Here is a 23404-nt window from a genome sequence, read left to right on the forward strand (position 1 = left end):
CGGCTTTTTCGTTTCAATTATTGGGCTGGCCAGATCAGGCCGGGCGGATAAGCACGTGGCGCTTCTTGCCGAGCGACAGCTTGATGACGCCCTGATCGTTCAACGCACCGGCGTCGATCGTCATGCGCGGATCGGTGACCGGCTCGTCATTGATGCGCACGGCACCGCCTTCAACATGACGGCGGGCTTCACCGTTGGTGGTGCAGAGTTCTGCCAGAACCATCAGCGCCAGAATGCCGATGCCGCTGTTGAGCGTTGCCTTGTGGACGCCGACCGTCGGAAGATTTTCAGACAGTTCGCCGTCTTCAAAGGTCTTGCGGGCCGTCTCGGCGGATTCCTCGGCGGCATCACGGCCATGCAATATAGCCGTTATCTCCGTCGCGAGGATCTTTTTCGCTTCGTTGATCTCAGAACCTTCGAGCGCGGCAAGCTTGGCGATCTCATCCATCGGCAGCGTCGTGTAGAGCTTCAGGAAGCGTTCCACGTCTGCGTCCTCGGTGTTGCGCCAGTATTGCCAGAAGTCGTAGGCGCTCAGCATGTCCGCATTGAGCCAGATGGCGCCGCCCAGCGACTTGCCCATCTTCTGGCCGGAAGCGGTGGTCAGCAGTGGCGAGGTCAGGGCATAGAGCTGCGGCGTCCCCATACGGTGGCCGAGGTCGATACCGTTGATGATATTGCCCCACTGGTCCGAGCCGCCCATTTGCAGGCGGATATTTTGGCGCTTGCTCAGTTCCACGAAGTCGTAAGCCTGCAGGATCATGTAGTTGAATTCGAGGAAGGACAGCGACTGCTCGCGGTCAAGGCGCATCTTCACCGAATCGAAGGACAGCATGCGATTGACCGAGAAATGACGGCCCACATCGCGCAGGAATTCGAGGTAATTGATGTTGCGCAACCAGTCGGCATTGTTGACCATCAGCGCGTCGGTGGCGCCGTCGCCAAAGGTGAGGTAGTTCGCGAAGACGCGCTTGATGCCGGCAATGTTCTCGGCAATCGTATCTTCGGTCATCAGCTTGCGCGCTTCGTCCTTGAAGGACGGATCGCCGACCATGCCCGTGCCGCCGCCCATCAAGGCCACAGGCTTGTGGCCGGTCTGCTGGAACCAGTGCAGCATCATGATCTGGATAAGACCGCCCGCGTGCAGACTTGGTGCCGTCGGGTCGAAGCCGATATAAGCCGTCACGGTTTCCTTGGCCAACAATTCGTCGAGGCCGCTTTCATCGGAAATCTGATGAATGAAGCCACGCTCGGAAAGCGTGCGAAGAAAATCGGATTTGAAACCGGACATTCCTTTTTCCTGACTGGTAAGGCGAAGTTGAAACTGGAGTAAGCGGATGCTTACAACAAAGTGATAAGTTGGCCTTTAGCACCAATCAACCGCCAATAACAAGGAAACTCCCGAACGTCTGGCGAAACACGCAATTTGCGCAGGTTTCGTCAACAGCTTCGATTGTTCAGTGCTGTGCTGTGCCTGAAAACAGATTGAGAACCACTACGCCTGCGATAATCAATGCCATGCCCGCCACGGCGGCAAAATCCAGCTTCTGACCGAAGACGAGCCAGCCGATCAGCGCGACCAGTGTGACGCCGATCCCCGACCAGACTGCATAGGCAATGCCGACGGGAATAGTCTTCAATGTCAGGGATAGAAAATAGAAGGCAAGCCCATAGGTGACGACCACAATAATAGATGGAATGGGCCGGGTGAACCCTTCCGACGCCTTGAGGCTCAATGTGCCGATGACTTCGGAGCAGATGGCAATGGCGAGAAGGGCATAGACCGGCATGGCGCACCTGCTGAGAAACGAATCGATCTGACGAAATCAATATGCACAAAAAATCCGGCGGAGCGATCCGCCGGATAAGACCAGGTCAATCTGGTTTGCGACCGATTTTGTTGTTTAGCGCAGACGCTTCGGGCGCGCTTCGACCAGTTCGCCCATCAGCCGGCGGTCGAGATATTCCGAGCATTCCTCGATCAGCTGATCGCCATGGCCGGCAAAGAAGTGGTTGGCGCCTTCAATCGTGTTCTGCGTGATGGTGATGCCCTTCTGGGTCTTAAGCTTATCCACCAGCGCCTGCACATCCTTGGGCGGTGCGACCTTGTCCTGATCACCATGGATGATGAGACCGGACGAAGGGCACGGCGCGAGGAACGAGAAGTCGTAGGTGTTCGGCTGCGGTGCGACCGAGATGAAGCCTTCGATTTCCGGACGGCGCATCAGAAGCTGCATGCCAATCCAGGAACCGAAGGAATAACCGGCAACCCAGCAATTCTTGGAATCCGGATGCAGGGCCTGCACCCAGTCGAGCGCGCTCGCGGCATCCGACAATTCGCCCGCGCCGTGGTCGAATTCGCCCTGGCTGCGACCGATGCCACGGAAGTTGAAGCGCAGTGTCGTAAAACCGCGCTGCTGGAACATGTAGAACAGATCGTAGACGATCTTGTTGTTCATCGTGCCGCCGAATTGCGGATGCGGATGCAGGATGAGCGCGATGGGCGCGTTCTTTTCCTTGGAAGGCTGATAGCGGCCTTCGAGGCGTCCGGCTGGTCCGTTAAAAATGACTTCTGGCATGTGTACTCCGCTTGTAACGGGATGATCGGACCGAAGCTGCGAACTTGACGTTGGGGGACGCCGCTTCTAGAACCGATTTGAAATTTGGACAGGCTGAACCTGAAGTTCAGCACGCAGTAATGGCTTAATAGGCTTTTCCCGATTGAAAATTCAAGGAAATTGCGCTCGAAGCCCATTCTTGACGTTATTTAGGAGATAGGGACGGTGAACGGGAGCGGCAAGAGGCTCTATCTGGACTATAATGCCAGTGCGCCTTTGCTCGATGAAGCGCGCAATGCGGTCATCGAGGCGTTGAGCATTACGGGCAATCCGTCCTCCGTGCATCGTGAGGGCCGCGCTGCCCGCGCGCTGGTTGAAGCGGCGCGCCGCAACGTCGCGTCGCTGGTCAACGCCAAGCCCGAACATGTCTTCTTTACCTCCGGCGCGACCGAAGCTGCATCGACGCTTTTGACGCCGAATTATATGATGGGGCGTTCGCCGGTGCGCCTTTCGCATCTTTATGTCAGCGCGACCGAGCACCCCTGCATGACCGCTGGCGGTCAGTTTGCCGCTGACAGCATCACGGCATTGCCTGTCGATGCAAACGGCATTTTGCGGCTCGATGTGCTGGAGCAAGCGCTTGCTGCCTATGACAAAAGCAAGGGCTTGCCGCTGGTCGCCGTGCAGGCCGCGAATAACGAAACCGGTGTCGTTCAGCCCGTGGCAGAGATTGCCGCTATCGTGAAGGCTGCGGGCGGCATTTATGTCGTCGATGCCGTTCAGGCGGCAGGGCGTATTCCGCTCGATATTTCAGATAATTGTGGCGATTATCTCATCGTTTCGTCCCACAAGATCGGCGGTCCGAAAGGCGTCGGTGCGGTTATTGCCATTTCAGATCTGATGATGCCGCGTGCGCTGGTGCGCGGCGGCGGTCAGGAGAAGGGACACCGTGCCGGTACAGAAGCCTTGCCGCTGATTGCGGGCTTCGGCGCTGCTGCAACCGTTGCGAAAGAGCGGCTTGAAAGTGGCGGCTGGTCTCCCGATATGCGGGACAGACTGGAAGCGGGGATTTTGGAAATCGCACCCGGGGCAGTGATTCACGGCAAGTCCGTGGATCGTCTTCCGAACACAACGTTCTTTTCGCTCGATGGCCAGAAGGCCGAGACAGTCCAGATCGCCTTTGACCTTGGCGGAATAGCGCTTTCGGCGGGTTCTGCCTGTTCGTCAGGCAAGGTCGGTCCAAGCCACGTGCTGGCGGCCATGGGCCATGAGGACGGCCCCGGCGCGATCCGTGTGTCGCTGGAACCGGATGTGAGCATGGATTCGGTCGAAGCGTTTCTCGCCGTCCTGCGCAAAATTGTTGAGCGTCACGAAAGCAGGAAATAGGCGGCGGAAGTGTGTTTAAACGCTGGAATGGCTGCCGGGTTTACGCCATTCCCAAAATATTCTTGAATTTTTCGGACAAATTTACGTGCGGCGCTTGAAATCTAGTTTAGAGAGGTTTTAAAGAAGCGTCACGCACACTATATTGAGGCGGTATTGTTCAAGACATATCACCTTGACGTTTGCAACTGTCGGGCCTTGACCCCGACGAGGATGGAGAACGCCAATGCCTGCAGTGCAGGAGACCATTGATCAGGTCCGCGGCCTTGACGTGGATCAGTACAAGTACGGCTTCGAGACGACGATCGAAGCAGAGAAGGCTCCCAAGGGCCTGAACGAAGATATCATTCGCTTCATCTCCGCCAAGAAGAATGAACCGGAATGGATGCTGGAATGGCGTCTGAAGGCCTATGAACGCTGGCTCACCATGGAAGAGCCAAGCTGGGCGCGTGTCGATTATCCGAAGATCGATTTCCAGGACGCCTATTATTACGCGGCGCCGAAGAACCAGAGCGGCCCGAAGTCGCTGGATGAAGTCGATCCGGAACTTCTCAAGACCTACGAAAAGCTTGGCATTCCGCTGCGCGAGCAGGAAATTCTTGCGGGCGTGCGCAAGCAGGGCGATCCGAGCGAAATCGACGGCAATCCGTCAGACAATGTCTATGCGTCCGGCCGTGTTGCCGTCGATGCGGTGTTCGACAGCGTGTCGGTCGTGACCACCTTCAAGGAAGAACTCTCCAAGGCGGGCGTGATCTTCTGCTCGATTTCGGAAGCTATCCGTGAACATCCTGAACTGGTGCAGAAATATCTAGCGTCGGTTGTTCCGGTGTCGGACAACTATTATGCGACGCTGAATTCGGCTGTCTTCACCGACGGTTCGTTCGTCTATGTTCCGAAGGGCGTTCGCTGCCCGATGGAGCTTTCGACCTATTTCCGCATCAACGAGAAGAACACCGGCCAGTTCGAGCGCACCCTCATCATCGCCGATGAAGGCGCCTATGTTTCCTATCTGGAAGGTTGCACCGCACCGCAGCGCGATGAAAACCAGCTTCATGCCGCCGTGGTTGAACTGGTTGCGATGGAAAACGCCGAAATCAAGTATTCGACGGTCCAGAACTGGTATCCGGGCGACAGCAGCGGCAAGGGCGGCATCTACAACTTCGTCACCAAGCGTGGCGATTGCCGTGGCGACAATTCCAAGATCTCCTGGACACAGGTTGAAACCGGCTCTGCCATTACCTGGAAATATCCGTCCTGCATTCTGCGCGGCGACAACTCACGCGGTGAGTTCTACTCGATTGCCGTGTCGAACGGTTATCAGCAGATCGACTCGGGCACCAAGATGATCCATCTCGGCAAGAACACGTCGAGCCGCATCATTTCCAAGGGAATTTCGGCTGGCAAGTCGAACAACACCTATCGCGGACAGGTTTCGGCGCATCGCAAGGCGGAGAATGCCCGCAACTTCACCCAGTGCGACTCGCTTTTGATCGGCAACGATTGCGGCGCGCATACGGTACCGTACATCGAAGCGAAGAACGCTACGGCGCAGTTCGAGCACGAGGCAACCACCTCCAAGATTTCCGAAGACCAGCTGTTCTATGTAATGCAGCGCGGCATTCCGGAAGAGGAGGCAATCGCTCTCATCGTCAATGGCTTCGTGAAGGAAGTCATTCAGGAACTGCCGATGGAGTTCGCCGTCGAAGCCCAGAAGCTGATCGGCATCTCGCTTGAAGGCAGTGTCGGCTAACCAATCGACACGCCTCTTCCCCATTGATTTTTCTGGCCAGCCTTTTCCTGGCATTAGAACAAGGTTTACATTCATGCTTGAGATCAAGAACCTCCACGCAAAGATCGCCGATACGGACACCGAAATCATCCGTGGCCTGAACCTCACCGTGAACAAGGGTGAAGTGGCTGCGATCATGGGGCCGAACGGTTCGGGCAAGTCCACGCTGTCTTACATCCTCGCTGGTCGCGACGACTACGAAGTGACCGAAGGGGACATTCTCTACAATGGCGAGTCGATCCTCGAACTCGACCCGGCAGAACGCGCTGCCAAGGGCATTTTTCTCGCTTTCCAGTATCCGATGGAAATACCGGGCGTTGCCACGATGGAATTCCTGAAAGTCGCGATGAACAGCCAGCGCAAGGCGCGCGGCGAGCCGGAACTGAAGATTCCGGAATTCATCAAGCGGGTGAAGGATGTCGCCGGCGGCCTCAACATCGACATGAGCATGCTGAAGCGCCCGCTCAATGTCGGCTTCTCGGGCGGCGAAAAGAAGCGCGCTGAAATTCTTCAAATGCAGCTTCTGGAGCCAAGCCTCTGCGTGCTCGACGAAACCGACTCTGGCCTCGACATCGATGCGCTGAAGATCGTTTCGGAAGGCGTCAATGCGCTGCGTTCGCCTGACCGCGCCGTGATCGTCATCACCCACTATCAGCGTCTGCTCGAATACATCGTTCCCGATAGCGTGCACGTGCTTTACAAGGGCCAGGTCATCAAGTCTGGCGACAAGAGCCTCGCACTGCATCTGGAAGAAAACGGTTATGCCGAAGTAATCGGCGAAGCAGCCTGAGGAGGATTGGATTATGAATATCCAGACCGCTCAGACCGCAAAGCCGAGGACGCCCGCTGAAAGCGCGCTGATCGACAATTTTGGCGATTATATCGGCGATTTGTCGGGCAATGGCGATGTCGTCGTCGCACGCGATACCGCGCTTGAGCTGCTCAAGAGCATCGGGCTTCCGTCGCGCCGCGTCGAAAGCTGGCATTACACGGATTTCCGCACACTTTTGAAGGGCGTCGCGCCTTTTGATAGCGCTGCCGGTACGAAGCCGCTTGCGGCTTTGCTCACCGGTTCCACCATTCTTGCCGCCAGCAATGGCGCTGCGCTCGACGCCAAGGCGCCGGAAGGCGTTTCGCTGACCCCGGTTCGCGAAGCGTTGGCCGATGGTTCGCTGGCTCTTCAGCTTAAAGCACGTGGCACCGACGATACGATTGGCCAGATCAACGCTGCCTATGTCAGCGATGGCTGGATGGTTTCGATTGCCGATGGCACCGAGCTGGAAGCGCCTCTCGAAATCCAGAACATCCAGAAGACCGGGCAGAGCCACACGCGTTTCCCGGTTCGCATCGGTTCGGATGTCAAGGCAACGATCATCGAGCGCCAGAATGGCGGCGAGGGCGATGCGTTCTCGACGTCGGTGAGCCACGTTTCGGTTGGTGACGGCGCAGAAGTCCTCTGGGTCATCCTGCGTGATTTCGGCCAGGCGACGCAGCTTTCGCAGTTCAATGCGACGATTGGCAAAGGCTCCAAGCTCACGCTATACATCGTCAATGCGGGCGGCAAGCTGGTTCGTCAGGAAGTGCACGTCAATGTAACGGGCGAAGATTCCGACTTCGAGCTTCGCGGCCTCAATCTTCTGGCCGACGACACCCACACCGACATCACCATGACGGTTGGCCATCTGGTGGAGAACACCCGTTCGACCCAGATCATCCGCAATGTGGTGAAGGACCGCGCGCGCGGCGTTTTCCAGGGCATGATCCGCGTTGCGCAGATCGCCCAGAAGACCGATGCCCGCATGGCCTGCAACACGCTTCTGCTTTCGGACGAAGGCGAGTTCGACGCCAAACCGGAACTCGAAATCTTTGCCGATGACGTGGCCTGCGGTCACGGTGCAACGGTTGCCGAGCTTTCCAAGGACTATCTGTTCTATCTGATGGCCCGCGGTGTTCCGGAAAACGAGGCGCGTGGCCTGCTGATCAAGGCGTTCATCGCCGAGATCATTGAAGAGCTGGAAGACGAAACGCTGGTGGAAGCGCTGGAAGCCGTGCTGTCCAACTGGCTCGCCGTTCATGCCTGATTGAATAGGACGGTGCGCTCAGATGTGCGCGCCGTCCTTCCTGCCGAACGGCAAAAGGAACGATCATGGACCAGAAGAATCCGCTTGTTGCGGCCTATGACGTGGAAGCCATCCGCCGGGATTTTCCAATTCTGTCGCGCGAAGTCCACGGCAAGCCGCTTGTCTATCTCGACAATGGCGCTTCGGCGCAAAAGCCGCAAAGCGTCATCGATGCGGTGACGCACGCTTATTCCAACGAATATGCGAATGTGCATCGCGGCCTGCATTTTTTGTCGAATGCTGCAACCGATGCTTATGAAAAGTCGCGCGAAACCGTGCGGCGTTTTCTGAATGCGGGCTCGGTCGATGAGATCGTCTTCACCAAGAACGCCACCGAGGCAATCAATACGGTCGCCTATGGCTACGGCATGCCGCATATTGGCGAAGGCGACGAGATTCTGGTCTCGATCATGGAGCACCACTCCAATATCGTGCCGTGGCATTTCATCCGTGAGCGACAGGGCGCCAAGCTGGTTTTCGCGCCGGTGGATGATGAAGGCATCTTCCATATCGAGGAATTCGAGAAGCGCCTGACCGATCGCACAAAGCTCGTCGCCATCACGCATATGTCCAATGCGCTTGGCACGGTGACGCCGATCAAGAAGATCGTTGAGCTTGCCCATGCGCGGGGCATTCCGGTTCTGGTCGATGGCAGTCAGGGCGCGGTGCACCTGCCGGTCGATGTGCAGGATCTGGGCTGCGACTGGTATGTCTTCACTGGCCACAAAGTTTATGGTCCGTCCGGTATCGGTGTCCTTTATGGTCGCGCCGAAATGCTGGAAAAGATGCGCCCCTTCCAGGGCGGCGGCGAAATGATCGAGGAAGTCACGGAAGAATACGTGACCTATAATCATCCGCCACACCGTTTCGAAGCTGGCACGCCACCCATCGTTCAGGCAATCGGTCTTGGTGCGGCGCTCGAATATATGGAAAAGATTGGTCGTCACGCCATTCTCGCCCATGAGGAAGATTTGCGCGATTACGCCCACGAACAACTGGGCAAAATCAATTCGCTCCGCATTTTCGGTCATGCGCCGGACAAGGGCGCGATCATCTCGTTTGCGCTGGAAGGCATCCATGCGCATGACGTGTCGATGGTGATCGACAGGGCCGGGGTGGCGGTGCGCGCGGGCACGCATTGCGCACAGCCCCTCTTGAAACGCTTTGGCGTCACCTCTACATGCCGTGCATCCTTTGCCATGTACAATACCCGCGCTGAAGTGGATGCATTGGCGGAAGCCTTGGAAAAGGCGAGGAAGTTTTTCGGATGACCGAGATGGAACAAAAAGTTCAGGATCAGGCTGCAACCAAGCCTGCCGATGAAACGGCGAAAGCCGAAGGCAGCGCTGTTTTCTCTGCCTCCGCTCTTCCGCAGGAAGAACTCCTGCGCATGACGGATGACATCATTGCGGCTTTGAAAACCGTCTATGACCCGGAAATCCCGGCGGATATCTACGAGCTTGGCCTTGTCTACAAGATCGATATCGAAGACGACCGTACCGTAAAGATCGAAATGACCCTGACGGCCCCCGGCTGCCCGGTGGCTGGCGAAATGCCGGGCTGGGTGGAAAACGCCGTTGGAGCGGTGGAGGGGGTTTCCATGGTCGAAGTTTCGATGACCTTCGATCCGCCATGGACCGCAGACCGTATGTCCGAAGAAGCGCAGGTCGCTGTCGGCTGGTATTGATTGCCTGCCCAGATTTTGAAATGCAAACAGCCCCGTCTTACGGGGCTGTTTTTGTTTGTTCCATCTATTACGAGAACCGCTCACACTTTCGAAAAAATGCTCAGTGCCCGGTCGTTTTCGCATAATGCATGGATTGCTTGCCTCGGCAGCCGCGGAGCAACCCGACAAGACCTCCAAGCGCTGTCGCGGAGGCCAGCACTGCCGGCGCGCCTTTCAGCGGAATGGAGAGAACCGAAACCAGTAATTTCCAGCTGCGGCTGGCCAGCAACGAAGGCAGTTTACCGAGCGCCCGCGATGGGTTCTTCTTGTAGGACGAAATGAACTCCGTCGTGTTGTGATCGCGATTACGGCGGAAGTGATAGGCGAGGGTCAGGCGGCTGAGCGGCACAGTCTCGTAGACGATGGCGTCCGGCGCCCATCCCGTTTTCGCATTGAGCGTTTTGGCCTTGGCCCACAAATGCCAGTCTTCGCCGCCCGTCAGGCCGAAATAGGAATCGAATCGCAGTCCCGTCTCGCGAAAGAAATCGAGCCTGCCCATCCAGCTTCCCGTAGCGACCTTGATGCCGCCAGCCAGGCCATTTTCCCATTTCGCGCGTGATTTCCGCTCCGAGCGACTGGCAAGGCGGTCCAGCCCGGACCAGACGAATTTCTGCCAGATGTTCAATTTGCCCTCGACAGGCATCGGGCGCACCGGCGAGCCGACGATATCCAGGCTCTCCCTCTGTTGCTCAGCAAAGAGTTCGATCAACCAGTTTGGTTCTGGAATTTCGTCGTCATCGATGAAGACCAGAAAATCGTGGCCGTTATCGACGGCATGGTTCAGCGCGCAATTGCGGGAGTGCGAAATGCCGATCCTCGGTTCAAGCCGATACTGCACGATATGGTCCGGCATGCGCGCAGCAAAAGCCGTCACCTGTTCATCCAGCGATTTGCGAGAATCGTTCTCGACGACCAGAAAATGCAGCGACACCTGTTCCGGCACCACGACGCTTTCCAATGACTTGAGAAGTGCGGCGAGCATCGCCGGGCGATTTCTCGTTACCACTGAAATCAGAATAGAATATCGCTGCATGAACTATCTCGTTCTTAAATAATTCGGAATTCTATATTGAAATGAAAATAGTTAATACGGCAAGTATTAGGGAGCAAATAATAAATATTATAAATTACTAAATTATAATATACTTATAATGGTGTAATGATTTGGCTTTTTAAGTATTAATCGAGATGCGCGATGTCGTGCGAGGAGGCGCAGTCGCAACAGTCATTGATTGTAAGTATTGGGAAAAACTGGAGCGGGTAGCGGGAATCGAACCCGCGCGTTCAGCTTGGGAAGCTGACAGGCTACCATTACATCATACCCGCAATCTGCAAGATATTTCAGTATCTTGTAGCCACATCGGGCTCGATCAGATTGGAGAGTTTGGCACTCTTGGGCACAAGCTATGTTCTCTTTATCCACCCGTCAATCTGTAAGATTGCGGCGGCAGGGTGGGGCCTGCGAAAAGTTGCTCAGCTGACGCGATCACATGCTGTTACAGTCTTCACTTTGCTGTCAAAGGTAGCAGAATTAGCATTTGCGCATATTGATATCCGCCGATCCGTCGCCATCTGCTGAACAAGCCTTTTACGACTTGCTGCAACTCGCGGTGGGTGAAACGAAACGGACCCGACGGATACTCTATGGCAAAGACAACAAAGCGTCGCGCATTGCTGATTGTGAACCCCAATGCCCGTAATGGGAAAGGGTTCGGCGGCGCGATGAGGACGGAACTTGAGCGCGGTGGGCTGGAACTGTTCGAGCACCAGCCGCGCGAGGGCGAAACGATCTCCGATGTCATTTCGCGCGAGCGGGACCATGATCTGGTCGTCATCGGCGGTGGTGACGGTTCCCTCAATGCGGCTGCAAAGGGGCTCATGGAAACCCGCATGCCGCTCGCCATTTTGCCGCTCGGAACAGCCAATGATTTTGCCCGCACCGTGGGCATTCCAGCTGATCCGGTGGAGGCGGCCCGTCAGATTGCGACCTATAAGGTGCATCCCATCGATCTCGGCGAGGTGAACGGTCACCTCTATTTCAACGTCGCCAGTATCGGTTTCAGCGCGGAACTTGCGCAGCAACTGAGCGCGGACGCGAAAAAGAAATGGGGCAAGCTCGGCTATGGTATCGTCGCGGCGCGCATTTTGATGCGGTCAGAGCTGTTTACCGCCTATCTCGAACATGATGGCATCACCGAAAAGATCAAAACATTGCAGGTTTCCGTCGGCAACGGCAAGTTTTACGGTGGTGGCATGGCCGTTGAAAAGGACGCGGCCATCGATGACGGCAAGCTGGATTTCTACAGTCTCGAAGTTGATCACTGGTGGCATCTGCTTCGTTTACTGCCGAGCCTGCGACGCGGCACGCAGTCGAAATGGAATGATGTGCGCGCCTTTCCGACGACAGAAGTGATTATCCGCACCAAGAAGCCGCGCGCGGTGAATACCGATGGCGAGCTTTCCACCTGGACACCGGCGCATTTCAAGCTCCACCGGCAGGCCATCAACGCGCTTATTCCCACTTAACCGGCGCGCGACCGGTAAACTCGAGCCAAAAAAAGGGCCCGCAGCTATGAAGCGCGGGCCTAATCATGACGTTAGGTGACTGGCTCAGAGGTCAAGAGAGCCACTTCTAAAACGGAGTAGTCCTGCGAATGTTCCGTGTTTAGAAGAAAAAATACCAGATAATCAGCACGAGGATGAATGGTACGCCCAGAAGCCAAAGAATGAGTGCTCGAAACATGGTGTTCTCCTTGTTGTGTATTTCCAACTCTGTGGGAGGCAGATTGGTTCCACAATTCAAGGCGGTGATCGTCGGCTCCGTTAATCATCTTGTGCGTGTGGCGACTCAAATGACGGCTTTTCTGAAAGTTTTAATGATCCGTCAATAAATCGGTGACATCACTGGATTTATGTAAAGTGCAGCCAGCGTTTTGGGCTGCGTGTCGAGTAGCGGGCGTGTGGCGTATGAGTTCGAAGCGTGGGCTGAAAATTTCGGTCAGCGAGAAGGCGGCGATGTTGCGTGATAAGCGCGGCTCGGTCGCCATGATGACTTTCATGGCCATGGCCGTTGCTCTGGCCGGTTGCGCGACGCCGCCGACTGCCAAGCCGAAGCCGAAGCGCTCCAAGGAATATTTTGCCGAATCCAAATATGGCGTGAAGGCAAGCCCGCGTGTTGCCTATGGCACCGGCAAGCCTATGCCCCGTGGGGGCGGACGAGATCAGACGGGCCAGCCTTACAAGGTTAAGGGCCGCTGGTATTATCCCAAAGAAGACAAAAATTATACCGCCGTCGGTCGTGCGTCCTGGTATGGCGAGGCCTTCCATGGCCGTCTCACTGCCAATGGCGAAGTCTATGACATGACGCATCTGACCGCAGCGCATCCGACCATGCCGTTGCCGAGCTATGCCCGCGTGACCAATATGGATACCGGTAGCTCAGTCATCGTGCGCGTCAACGATCGCGGTCCCTATGAATATGATCGCGTGATCGATCTGTCGCAGAAAGCGGCGGAAATGCTCGATTACCAACATCACGGCACGGCCAATGTGAAGGTGGAATATGTCGGGCGCGCACCGCTCGACGGCAAGGATGATGCCTATCTGATGGCATCCTATCGTCCGGCTGGCGGCGACATGATCGGCCAGCCTGCAACGGGCGTGATGATGGCCATGAACGGCCCGACGCCGACCTCGCCGAAATCCGCTGTTCCGATACCTGCCATGGCGCCGCAAAGCGCACCTATGCCGGTTTCCGCACCTGTGCCGCAGGAATCGCCATTCTCGGTCAATCCGGCCTATGGCGATGCGTCGGGTCCGGCACCGGTTTTGCCACCGAACGTACCTCTGCCGTCGCGCAAGCCGAATGGAAGCTTTGGTGTGGCCAATGCGGGTCACATCAGCGGACTGACGGGCTATGCGTCTGATCGGATCGCCGCAAGCGCCTATACGGAAGAACGCACTTATGGCAGCATCCTGACGGCAAGCGCTGTTTCGGATGCATGGAAGCGCCGCAATGCCGAAGAGCACGGCGAGTATGTTGAACTCGGTCTGTTCGACACGCTTGCAGCGGCTGAAAAGATGCAGCGCGCCTTGCCGAAAACGGCGAAAGTCAAACGCACCAAAGTGCCGACTGAAACGGGCGAGTTCTACGAACTCACGGCTGTTGCAGAAAAGGGCGGCAACGATGCCCTGCTGCGCGCGGCATGGAAGGCTGGGGCCAAGAACGCATTCGTTGTCCGTATGGATTAATCCCTCAGTCGCATCATATTTGAGTGATGCGGTTTGAAGGATTGATTTTGGTCGAATTCGTTGCGTAAGCTTGTACTCTTGCTGTCGTAACGGGATTTCCATGGGGCTTCATTCAAGAATCGCTGGCGTTTTAACAGCAGGAACGGTGGGGATCGCTGCCGTTCTGTTGCCTTTGGCGGCCGTTGCCGCGCCAGCCGAGACCGCGCTTGTGACCAAGGCTCCGCAAGCCCTGCTGATCGATGACCGCAGTGGCACGGTCCTTCTGTCAAAGGGCGCCGATACGCCGATCCCGCCCGCATCGCTTGCCAAGCTGATGACAGCGGAGGTGGTGTTTGAAGCACTGGAAAAGGGCCAGACCACACTCGAAACGCCTTACATCGTCAGTGAAAATGCCTGGCGCACCGGCGGTGCACCGTCAGGCACTTCGACCATGTTCGCCCGCATCAAGTCCGCACCGACCGTCGCGGATCTTCTTCAGGGGCTCATTGTTCAGTCGGCTAACGATGGTGCAATCATTCTGGCTGAAGGAATGGCTGGGAGCGAACAAAGCTTCGCGGAACGAATGAACCAGCGCGCCAGGGAACTGGGTCTTACCAATTCCGTGTTTGTGAATTCGACCGGTCTGCCTGCAAGCGGACAGTCGGTAACCCTGGATGATCTGGCCAAGCTTGCACGTCATATTCATTCCGCCCACCCGGATTTTTACAAATATTACGCGCAGGAGGCCTTTACCTGGAACAATATCACCCAGCGCAACCGCAATCCGCTTTTGCGGCTGGATGTTGGCGCGGATGGCATGGGCACCGGTTACACGGAAGCATCTGGTTACGCTCTAGTCGCATCGGCTGAGCAGAACGGGCGGCGTCTGTTTCTTGCGTTGAGCGGTCTCGCCAGCGTCAAGGAGCGCGAAGAGGAAGCCAGAAAGCTGATCCAGTGGGGCATGACGTCGTTTGACGATATGCGTCTTTATTCGGCAAACGATATTGTGGGGGAAGCGCAGGTTTTCGGCGGGACACAGGCCAGTGTTTCGCTGAAAGTGAAGGACGATGTCGAATTACTGCTGCCCAAAGAGGGGCGGGAAAAGCTGAAGGCACGGTTCATTTATGAGGGGCCGCTGCATGCGCCGGTCGCAGTTGAAAGCAAGGTCGGTATGCTGGAGTTTGATCTCAACGGCAATATGGTTCAGCAAGTGCCGCTGTTTGCTGCGCAATCCGTCGAGAAAGGCAGTCTTGCGCAAAGAGCATGGAGCAGCGCGGTGGAGCTTTCGACCGGCTGGTTGCGCAAATATCTTTAGACAGTTTTCGGGACATGCTCAAAATTCTCGACCTCACCGCCAAAGGCCGGTATGAACTTGAATCAAGCTCTTGTGGCTATTGAATCTTTTCAGAACGTAATGCGGAAGCCAGAGTGTCAGGATTATTCATCACATTCGAAGGCGGCGAGGGTGCAGGCAAGTCGACGCAGATCGCCTTGCTTGCCAAATATTTGCGCGCAAACGGATTTGATCCCGTCATTACGCGCGAACCCGGCGGTTCGCCGGGCGCAGAGGCTGTGCGGCACGTCATCCTGAGCGGTAATGCCGAAAGCTATGGTCCGGCCATGGAGGCAATGTTGTTTGCAGCCGCCCGCGCCGATCATGTTGACCAGCTGATACGCCCGGCGCTTGCCGAAGGGCGCGTGGTGCTGTGTGATCGGTTTATCGATTCCAGCCGTGCCTATCAGGGCGTGACGGGCAATCTCGATGCGACCTATATGGCAGCCATTGAACGTATTGCAATCGACGGTGCTGTTCCCGACATGACAATCATTCTCGATATTCCGGCTGAAAAAGGGCTTTCCCGTGCCGGAAAACGGCGCGGTAACGAGACTGCGGATCGATTTGAGAAGGAAGACATTGCCGTGCATGAGGCGCGCCGTCAGGCATTTCTGGCCATTGCTGCTGCGGAGCCAGAGCGCTGCAAGGTTGTTGCAGCTGACCGACCGCAGGAAGAAATAGCTGAAGATATCGGCGCACTGGCCAGCGAATTGTTGAAAAAGAAGGGGCTGTTGTGATCGACGAACTCGACGTCCCCAAGGCGCATGATTCCATTGAAGGTATTCCGGGACCATCCGCGAGTGATTATCTGACCGGTCACGGGGAGGTGACACGCTTTCTGGCGCAGGCCTATCGCGAAGGCCGGATGCACCATGCTTTGTTGCTCGAGGGCGAGCAGGGCATCGGCAAGGCGACGCTCGCTTTCCATCTGGCGGGGCATATGCTGACCCACGGCGATCAGACCAATGCGCCGGAAGATATCGGTACGCCGGATTTTTCGAGGCCTCTTTGGCGGCAGATCGCGGGTGGAATGCACCCAGCAGTGTTGCATATCAATCGCCCGTTCGACCAGAAGACCGGCAAATTCCGCACCGGTATCACGGTCGAGGAAATCCGTCGCGTCACGCATTTTCTGACCCGCACCGCCTCGGACCATGCTTGGCGCATCGTCATCGTCGATCCCGCTGACGACATGAACCGCAATGCGGCCAATGCGCTATTGAAGACACTGGAAGAACCGCCAGCGCGCGCGCTGTTCGTGCTGGTGTCGCATTCATCCGGTCGCCTTTTGCCGACCATCCGTTCCCGCTGCCAGAGCATTCAGCTGCGTCCGCTGGACGAGAGGGCCATGAAGGATGCGCTGACTCATGTCGGCGCGCATATCGGGCTGGATGCATCCGGTGTCACGCCGACGCTTCTGGAACGCGCCGAAGGCAGCGTGCGCAAGGCGCTTCTGCTTCTGGCGCATGGCGGCATTGAGATTTCCGACACCGTCGATGGGATACTGGAGAGGCCGGCCTTCGATCTGCCCAAGGCGCAGGCGTTGGCCAGCGTCCTGACGGGGCGTGAGGCGGAAATTCAGTATCAACTTTTCCGCGATCATCTGATGGAGCGCATCGCCACGGAAGCGCGCCAGCGCGCCGAAGCAGGGCAATTGCGGGAGGCCGATCAGTGGTCGCGATTCTGGAGCGATCTCGGTCGCGAGATCATCGATGCTGAAACCTATAATCTTGATCGCAAGCAAGCGGTTGTGATCCTGCTGGAGAAGACGCATCGCGCTTTTCACACTGGCGCTGGATCATAGCTCCAGATTGGCCCAACTTGCTGCACTGCGGCGTGACATGACTGCTCACATGGGTTATGTCACAGCCGACGATTTTCTCTTGTGTGTGTCTGGTGATCGTTCCCGCAAACGGTCAGGCGCGCTTTCAAACATCGAAAGACCGGGTCCATAATGAGCCGCGAAAAATACTATATCACCACCGCGATTGCTTACCCCAACGGCAAGCCGCATATCGGCCATGCCTATGAACTGATCGCAACCGACGCGATGGCGCGTTTTCAGCGCCTGAACGGCAAGGATGTGCATTTCCTGACCGGTACGGACGAGCATGGTATCAAGATGCTGCAAAGCGCGCGCAAGGAAGGCATCACGCCTCGCGAGCTTGCAGACCGCAATACCGAAGCTTTCCGTCGCATGGCCGAGGTTCTGAACAGCTCGAACGACGATTATATCCGCACCTCCGAAGAGCGTCACTACAAGGCCAGCCAGGCCATCTGGCAGGCAATGGCCGCCAATGGCGACATCTATAAGGGCGGCTATGCGGGCTGGTACTCGGTTCGCGACGAAGCTTATTACGGCGAGGAAGAAACCGAAGTCCGCGCGGATAATGTTCGCTACGGTCCACAAGGCACGCCTGTCGAGTGGGTTGAAGAGGAAAGCTATTTCTTCCGTCTCTCGCAATATCAGGACAAGCTGCTCGATCTTTATGAAAAGAATCCGGGCTTCATCATGCCTGCCGAACGCCGCAATGAAATTGTGAGCTTCGTGAAGTCCGGTCTGAAGGACCTGTCGATTTCGCGCACCACTTTCGATTGGGGCATTCCGGTGCCGGGCGACGAAAAGCACGTCATGTATGTCTGGGTCGATGCGCTGACCAACTACATCACCGCACTCGGCTATCCCGATACGACCAGCGACAAGTGGGCCTATTGGCCTGCCGATGCGCATATCATCGGCAAGGATATTTCGCGTTTCCACGCCGTCTACTGGCCCGCATTCCTGATGTCGGCAGGCATTCCGCTGCCGAAGCGCGTGTTTGCCCATGGCTTCCTGTTCAACCGCGGCGAGAAGATGTCGAAGTCGCTCGGCAATGTCATCGACCCGTTCGGTCTGGTGGAACGTTACGGGCTGGATCAGCTGCGTTACTTCCTGATGCGCGAAGTGCCGTTCGGACAGGACGGCAGCTACAGCCATGACGCCATCGTTAACCGGACCAATGCTGATCTTGCCAACGATCTTGGCAATCTGGCGCAGCGTTCGCTGTCGATGATCGCCAAGAATTGCGAAGGCAAGGTGCCGCAGCCGGGTGAATTCTCGGACGCCGACAAGGCCATTCTCGATCAGGCCGATGCGGCGCTGGAAACAGCGCGTAAGGCCATGGACGATCAGGCGCTGCATCTGGCGCTCGGCGCGATCTTCGCCGTCGTCGCGGAAGCCAATCGTTATTTCGCGGGGCAGGAGCCTTGGGCGCTGCGCAAGACCGATCCGGCGCGCATGGGCACCGTGCTTTACGTGACGGCAGAAGTCATTCGTCGCGTCGGCATCATGGTGCAGCCTTTCATCCCGCAGTCGGCGGAAAAGCTGCTCGACATTCTGGCCATCCCTGCCGACAAGCGCCAGTTCACTGACGTGGCAGCAAGCCAGCTCATCGGTGGCGCCGATCTGCCAGCCCCGCAGCCGGTATTCCCGCGCTATGTGGAAACTGAAGAACAGAACTGAGTGCGATGATGCTTGTCGATAGCCATTGTCACCTCGATTTTGCCGATTTCGAGCCGGAGCGCGATGCTGTTGTGCAGCGCGCGCTCGACGCCGGTATCAAGCGCATGGTGACGATCTCCACACGGGTGCGTAAATTCGATACGATCCGCGCCATCGCTGAATCTTACGAGTCCGTCTACTGCTCGGTCGGCACCCATCCGAACAATGCGCATGAAGAACTGGACATTACGGCTGACGATCTGGTGCGCCTTGCGGAGCACCCGAAAGTTGTCGCCATAGGCGAGGCGGGTCTTGATTATCATTACGACTACGCTCCGCCGGAAGCGCAGCGCCAGGGGTTTCTCGTCCACATCGAAGCCGCGCGCCGCACGCAACTGCCGCTGGTCATCCATGCGCGCAGCGCCGATGACGACATGGCCGAAATTTTGGAGCAAGAAACCGCCAAGGGCGCTTTTCCCTTCATTCTCCATTGTTTCTCGTCCGGTCGCGCACTGGCGGAAAAAGGTGTTGAATTGGGCGGCTATGTTTCGTTTTCCGGCATTCTGACTTTCAAGAACTCGCCGGAAATCCGCGAGATTGCGACCATTGTTCCGCGCGACCGTCTGCTGGTGGAGACGGATGCGCCGTTCCTTGCGCCGCTGCCGCATCGTGGCAAGCGCAACGAACCGTCTTTCGTGCAGCACACCGCTGCCATGCTGGCCGAGACGATTGGCGTGAGCAATGAAGAAGTCGCCCGCATCACGAGCGACAACGTGTTCAGGCTCTTCTCCAAGATGCCCCGGCCTTCAGAGGAAGTTTGAGCGTGACTTCTCCCCGAAATTGCCTGCGCTTCACGATTCTGGGCTGCGGTTCGTCGCCCGGCGTTCCGCGTGTCAATGGCGATTGGGGTAAGTGCGATCCGCAAAACCCGAAAAACCGTCGCACGCGTACCTCGCTGCTGGTTGAGCGTTTCAATGAGAGCGGCAACCACACCACCGTGGTGATCGATACGGGGCCGGATTTTCGCACGCAGATGATCAATGCCAGCGTGCACGCGCTCGATGCGGCGGTCTATACCCATCCGCATGCCGACCACATTCACGGGATCGACGATCTGCGCACCTATGTGGTGGATAATCGGCGGCTAATGGATGTCTATGCCAACCGCTTCACGCGTAACCGGCTGTACGACGCCTTTGGCTATTGTTTCGAGACGCCGGCGGGCTCAAGCTATCCGCCGATCCTGAGCATGCATGATATTGCAGCCGAAACACCCTTCACCATCGACGGCGCGGGTGGTGAGATCCGGTTCGAGCCGTTCCGGCAGATCCACGGCGATATCGAGTCGCTCGGCTTCCGTATTGGCAATGTTGTCTATTGCACGGATGTCAGCGCGTTCCCGGATGAAAGCCTGCGCCATATCCGCCACGCCGATGTGCTGATCCTTGGTGCCTTGCAATATCGCCCGCATCCGAGCCATTTCTCGCTTGAACAGGCGCTGGAATGGATCGAACTATTCGCGCCCAGGCGGGCAATCCTCACACACATGCATGTGCCGCTGGACTATGAGACGGTGTTGCGTGAAACGCCTGAGAATGTTGAGCCCGGATATGATGGACTCCGGTTTGAAATCCCGCTCTAAAACGAAAAAGCCCGGCATCTCTGCCGGGCTTTTTCGTGTTCGCTATCATCAGCGATCAGGCACGGGCCGGGAAAGGCATCACATTACTGCCTTCTGCGGGCTTGGCCTGCTTGTCTTCGAGAGCAAGACCACCGGCGCGGAGCAGGTCGGAGAAACGACCGCCGCGGGCTGCAAGCTCATCGAAGCTGCCGCGTTCGACCAGATGGCCCTTGTCCATGAACAGAACCTGATCCGCTGAGCGTACCGTCGAAAGACGGTGCGCGATGATGAAGGTGGTGCGGTTCTGGCTCAGATCGTCCACAGCCTGCTTCACTTTTTCTTCGGTCTCGACGTCGAGCGCGCTTGTCGCTTCGTCGAGCACGAGGATCGGCGAATCCTTCAGGATGGCGCGTGCAATCGCCAGACGCTGGCGTTCGCCGCCCGAAAGCTGCGAGCCGCGCTCGCCGACAACCGTGTCGTAACCGTTTGCCTTGGCAAGAACGAAGTCATGCGCGGCGGCAGCCTTGGCGGCGGCATGGACGTCTTCATGCGTGGCGTCTTCACGACCGACGCGGATATTCTCCTCCACGGAACGATTGAAGAGACCGGCATCCTGAAACACAGTGGCAATCGCATGGCGCAGCGAACGGCGGCTGACGGTGCGCGTATCGACGCCGTCGATCAGCACACGACCAGCAGCCGGATCGAACACGCGCTGAAGGATATTGATCAGCGTGGTCTTGCCTGCACCGGTCGGGCCGACGATGGCCACCGTCTGGCCGGGCTTCACCTCGAAGGAAACGTCATAGACGCCCTGACCCGAATTCGGGAATTCGAAGGTGACATTGTCGAAGACGATGTCGCCCTTAACGTTTTCCAGATCGGCCACGTCCTGCGGCTCCTGACGGTCTGCGGTCGCATCTTCCATTTCGAAGAATTCTTCGAGCTTGGCGCGTGCCGTCACAGTCTGGTTGATGAAGGCGCTGATCTGGTCGAGACGACCGATCATGAGCTGCGCGAAACCGATGAAGGCAATCACATCGCCGACGCGCATCTGACCCTTGGTCACGAAATAGGCGCCAAGCACCAGCACGACCACCATGGAGAAGGTCGAAGCCATGCGGTTGAGGCCGCTGGCAAGCGCCCACCAGTTGAGAACCGGAAACTGTGCCTTTTCCAGATTGCGGGCATAGTCGCGCAGCGCCTGCGTTTCCGAGGCAATGCGGTTATAGCTCTGCACGACCGAAACATTGCTGATCGTATCGCTGACATGTTCGAAAAGCTTGTGGTGGTGCTTCTCAACGGCCATCTGGCCGTCCTTGGTCTTGCGCATGACCAGCTGGCCGATCATGACATAGATGACGCCGAGCACGATCAGGACCAGCGACATGCGCATATCCATGTTCATGGCAACCGGAATAAGCGTCGCCAGAGCCACAACCGTGGTCAGGTGCTGACGCATGAATTCGAGCCACAGCGTGAAGAGCGAGTCCGTCGCGCGGATCAGCGTGTGCAGGGCATTCGACGTGCCGCGCTTCTGATGCCAGGCAAGCGGCATGGTGATCAGGCGCTCATAGGAGTCGATCATCACGCCGAGACGGCGGCGATGCGCAAGCCTATCCGCACCACGCGCCACGAAAACGGCTGCGATGATGTTGAAAACGCCAAGCGCTGCCCACATCGACAGCGGGGAGAAGATATCTCCCTTGTCGGAAATGGCCTGAATGACCTTACCGAAAAGGATAGGCTCGGCCAGTGTTACAAGGGCAACAAGGACACTCGCGACACACATCGATATCGTTGCGGTTTTCTCGACCGCAAGATATTCCATGGCTCGCCAGTATATTTTGAGCAATGACACTTTCGCACTCCCGCTCGTTCTATTTACGGGGCTACATGGTATAGCCCCGCCTTTGTATCAATATTCTATGACTGCAAGAAGTGGCTATGGGGTGTCAGAACCAACCATAAATTAAAAACGTATGTAACTGAGTGTGAAGATTCAGGCGTTTTCCGGCTAATATCGGCTGCAATTGGCGTAAAAGGCTTCAAGTCGGAGTTTTCCGGAATTCCACTAGCAATCGTGGAAACTCACGTCTATTGACAGGAATAACACTCAGACACGCCGATTGCGCGTGGCAGAAAGATATTGATCGGGTTTCTCATGGCAGGCGTTGAACAGAAGATTGTGGATACAAGCGAAGCGGGCATGCGCCTTGATCGCTGGTTCAAGGTTCACTTTCCTGGGCTGGGCTTCGGCCATCTGCAAAAATTGCTGCGTTCAGGTCAGGTTCGCGTCGATGGTGGTCGCGCCAAGGCTGATACGCGCCTTCAGGCCAATCAGATGGTCCGCGTGCCGCCGCTCGGTGTCGATGAAAAGGCAACTGGCCCGGTCACAGCGCGCACCATCCGCAGCCAGCAGGACGGCGACGTTCTCTCGCAGATGCTGATTTATGAAGACCCGAAGGTGTTTGTCTTCAACAAGCCAGCGGGTCTCGCCGTGCAGGGCGGTTCGGGACTGACCCGTCACGTTGACGGTATGCTGGAAGCGTGGCGCAACAAGAAGGGCGAAAAGCCGCGTCTTGTTCATCGCATCGACCGCGATACATCGGGTGTTCTTGTGGTGGCGCGCACGCGCGGCGCGGCGCAGGCTCTGACTGCCGCTTTCCGCGAGCGTGATACCAAAAAGACCTACTGGGCTTTGGTAAAGGGTGTTCCGCGCAAGCGTGAAGACAAGATTTCGACCTGGCTGGTCAAGGAACAGACGCCCGATGGCGACAAGATGCGCGTTTGCCAGCACGGCGAACCGGATTCCGATCACGCGGTTTCCTATTACCGCATCATCGAAAAGGTGGGCAACAATCTGACATGGCTGGAAATGGAGCCCTATACGGGCCGCACGCACCAGCTGCGCGTTCACGCCGCCTATATCGGTCATCCAATCATCGGCGATCCGAAATATTTCGAAGCCGACCAGAACTGGGAGTTTCCCGGCGGCATTCAGAAGCGTCTGCATCTGCATGCGCGCCGCATCCGCATCCCCAACCCATCGGGCGGGATCATTGATGTGACCGCGCCGCTGCCGCCGCACATGGTTCAGTCGTGGAACCTGCTTGGTTTCGATGAGGACAGTGCGGAAGACTAACCAATAAAGTCAAACTGA

20 protein-coding genes and 1 tRNA gene are annotated in these 23404 nt (G+C 57.0%); 15 read left to right on the forward strand and 6 right to left on the reverse strand.

Features of this window, described 5'->3' with window-relative positions:
• Positions 1–34: 34 nt before the first annotated feature.
• The 3 genes from tyrS to ABWW11_RS06385 all read right to left on the reverse strand — a co-directional run bounded on the left by tyrS (position 35) and on the right by ABWW11_RS06385 (position 2576).
• Positions 35–1288 (reverse strand): tyrosine--tRNA ligase, encoded by a 1254-nt coding sequence (gene tyrS, locus ABWW11_RS06375; protein WP_319080435.1) that lies wholly within the window; start codon positions 1286–1288, stop codon positions 35–37.
• Between the two features lie 166 nt (positions 1289–1454).
• Complete coding sequence (locus tag ABWW11_RS06380; protein WP_109368894.1) at positions 1455–1787, reverse strand: DMT family transporter; 333 nt, start codon at positions 1785–1787, stop codon at positions 1455–1457.
• A 114-nt stretch (positions 1788–1901) separates the two neighbouring features.
• Complete coding sequence (locus ABWW11_RS06385; RefSeq protein WP_078338528.1) at positions 1902–2576, reverse strand: alpha/beta hydrolase; 675 nt, start codon at positions 2574–2576, stop codon at positions 1902–1904.
• A 204-nt stretch (positions 2577–2780) separates the two neighbouring features.
• Here ABWW11_RS06385 and ABWW11_RS06390 point away from each other — a divergent pair, with 204 nt between their 5' ends.
• From ABWW11_RS06390 to ABWW11_RS06415, 6 genes are all read left to right on the forward strand, one after another.
• On the forward strand, positions 2781–3941 hold the full coding sequence (locus ABWW11_RS06390; RefSeq protein ID WP_109368895.1) for a cysteine desulfurase family protein: 1161 nt from the start codon (positions 2781–2783) through the stop codon (positions 3939–3941).
• A 223-nt stretch (positions 3942–4164) separates the two neighbouring features.
• On the forward strand, positions 4165–5688 hold the full coding sequence (sufB, locus tag ABWW11_RS06395) for a Fe-S cluster assembly protein SufB (protein WP_078338531.1): 1524 nt from the start codon (positions 4165–4167) through the stop codon (positions 5686–5688).
• A gap of 73 nt (positions 5689–5761) precedes the next feature.
• Positions 5762–6517, forward strand: coding sequence for a Fe-S cluster assembly ATPase SufC (gene sufC, locus ABWW11_RS06400; protein WP_109368896.1), 756 nt, complete (start codon positions 5762–5764; stop codon positions 6515–6517).
• Between the two features lie 13 nt (positions 6518–6530).
• Positions 6531–7808, forward strand: coding sequence for a Fe-S cluster assembly protein SufD (gene sufD, locus ABWW11_RS06405; protein ID WP_109368897.1), 1278 nt, complete (start codon positions 6531–6533; stop codon positions 7806–7808).
• Positions 7809–7873: 65 nt separating this feature from the next.
• Entirely contained in the window at positions 7874–9118 is a 1245-nt protein-coding gene (locus ABWW11_RS06410) for a cysteine desulfurase (RefSeq protein WP_109368898.1), read from the forward strand.
• Complete coding sequence (locus ABWW11_RS06415) at positions 9115–9534, forward strand: SUF system Fe-S cluster assembly protein (protein WP_109368899.1); 420 nt, start codon at positions 9115–9117, stop codon at positions 9532–9534. Before ABWW11_RS06410 ends, ABWW11_RS06415 begins: the two co-directional genes overlap by 4 nt.
• Before the next feature lie 100 nt (positions 9535–9634).
• Here the strand turns inward: ABWW11_RS06415 and ABWW11_RS06420 are convergent, their stop codons facing one another.
• Together ABWW11_RS06420 and ABWW11_RS06425 are read right to left on the reverse strand one after the other, a co-directional pair.
• Positions 9635–10606 (reverse strand): glycosyltransferase family 2 protein, encoded by a 972-nt coding sequence (locus ABWW11_RS06420; protein ID WP_109368900.1) that lies wholly within the window; start codon positions 10604–10606, stop codon positions 9635–9637.
• 219 nt (positions 10607–10825) lie between these two features.
• Positions 10826–10899: transfer RNA gene (locus ABWW11_RS06425), tRNA-Gly, on the reverse strand.
• Positions 10900–11217: 318 nt separating this feature from the next.
• Here ABWW11_RS06425 and ABWW11_RS06430 point away from each other — a divergent pair.
• The 8 genes from ABWW11_RS06430 to ABWW11_RS06465 all read left to right on the forward strand — a co-directional run bounded on the left by ABWW11_RS06430 (position 11218) and on the right by ABWW11_RS06465 (position 20262).
• On the forward strand, positions 11218–12099 hold the full coding sequence (locus ABWW11_RS06430; protein WP_109368901.1) for a lipid kinase: 882 nt from the start codon (positions 11218–11220) through the stop codon (positions 12097–12099).
• A gap of 441 nt (positions 12100–12540) precedes the next feature.
• On the forward strand, positions 12541–13824 hold the full coding sequence (locus ABWW11_RS06435) for a septal ring lytic transglycosylase RlpA family protein (protein WP_109368902.1): 1284 nt from the start codon (positions 12541–12543) through the stop codon (positions 13822–13824).
• 100 nt (positions 13825–13924) lie between these two features.
• A complete protein-coding gene (locus ABWW11_RS06440) occupies positions 13925–15118 on the forward strand; it encodes a D-alanyl-D-alanine carboxypeptidase family protein (RefSeq protein WP_109368903.1) in 1194 nt (397 codons plus the stop codon).
• 113 nt (positions 15119–15231) lie between these two features.
• Positions 15232–15876: a dTMP kinase gene (gene tmk, locus ABWW11_RS06445; RefSeq protein ID WP_109368904.1), complete on the forward strand. Its 645-nt coding sequence runs from the start codon at positions 15232–15234 to the stop codon at positions 15874–15876.
• Positions 15873–16943, forward strand: a complete 1071-nt coding sequence (locus tag ABWW11_RS06450; protein ID WP_109368905.1) for a DNA polymerase III subunit delta' — start codon at positions 15873–15875, stop codon at positions 16941–16943. The genes tmk and ABWW11_RS06450 overlap by 4 nt, the downstream gene beginning before the upstream one ends.
• A gap of 150 nt (positions 16944–17093) precedes the next feature.
• Positions 17094–18641 (forward strand): methionine--tRNA ligase, encoded by a 1548-nt coding sequence (gene metG / locus ABWW11_RS06455; protein WP_109368906.1) that lies wholly within the window; start codon positions 17094–17096, stop codon positions 18639–18641.
• Between the two features lie 8 nt (positions 18642–18649).
• Complete coding sequence (locus tag ABWW11_RS06460; protein ID WP_109370215.1) at positions 18650–19441, forward strand: TatD family hydrolase; 792 nt, start codon at positions 18650–18652, stop codon at positions 19439–19441.
• 2 nt (positions 19442–19443) lie between these two features.
• Positions 19444–20262, forward strand: coding sequence for an MBL fold metallo-hydrolase (locus ABWW11_RS06465; protein ID WP_109368907.1), 819 nt, complete (start codon positions 19444–19446; stop codon positions 20260–20262).
• A 55-nt stretch (positions 20263–20317) separates the two neighbouring features.
• Here the strand turns inward: ABWW11_RS06465 and ABWW11_RS06470 are convergent, their stop codons facing one another.
• Positions 20318–22102, reverse strand: coding sequence for a glucan ABC transporter ATP-binding protein/ permease (locus ABWW11_RS06470; RefSeq protein ID WP_109368908.1), 1785 nt, complete (start codon positions 22100–22102; stop codon positions 20318–20320).
• Between the two features lie 303 nt (positions 22103–22405).
• Between ABWW11_RS06470 and ABWW11_RS06475 the strand changes: the two genes are divergently transcribed.
• Entirely contained in the window at positions 22406–23386 is a 981-nt protein-coding gene (locus ABWW11_RS06475; RefSeq protein WP_109370216.1) for an RluA family pseudouridine synthase, read from the forward strand.
• Positions 23387–23404 lie beyond the last annotated feature (18 nt).

Source organism: Brucella sp. NBRC 113783 (assembly GCF_040372265.1).
Classification (GTDB): Bacteria; Pseudomonadota; Alphaproteobacteria; order Rhizobiales; family Rhizobiaceae; genus Brucella; species Brucella teleogrylli.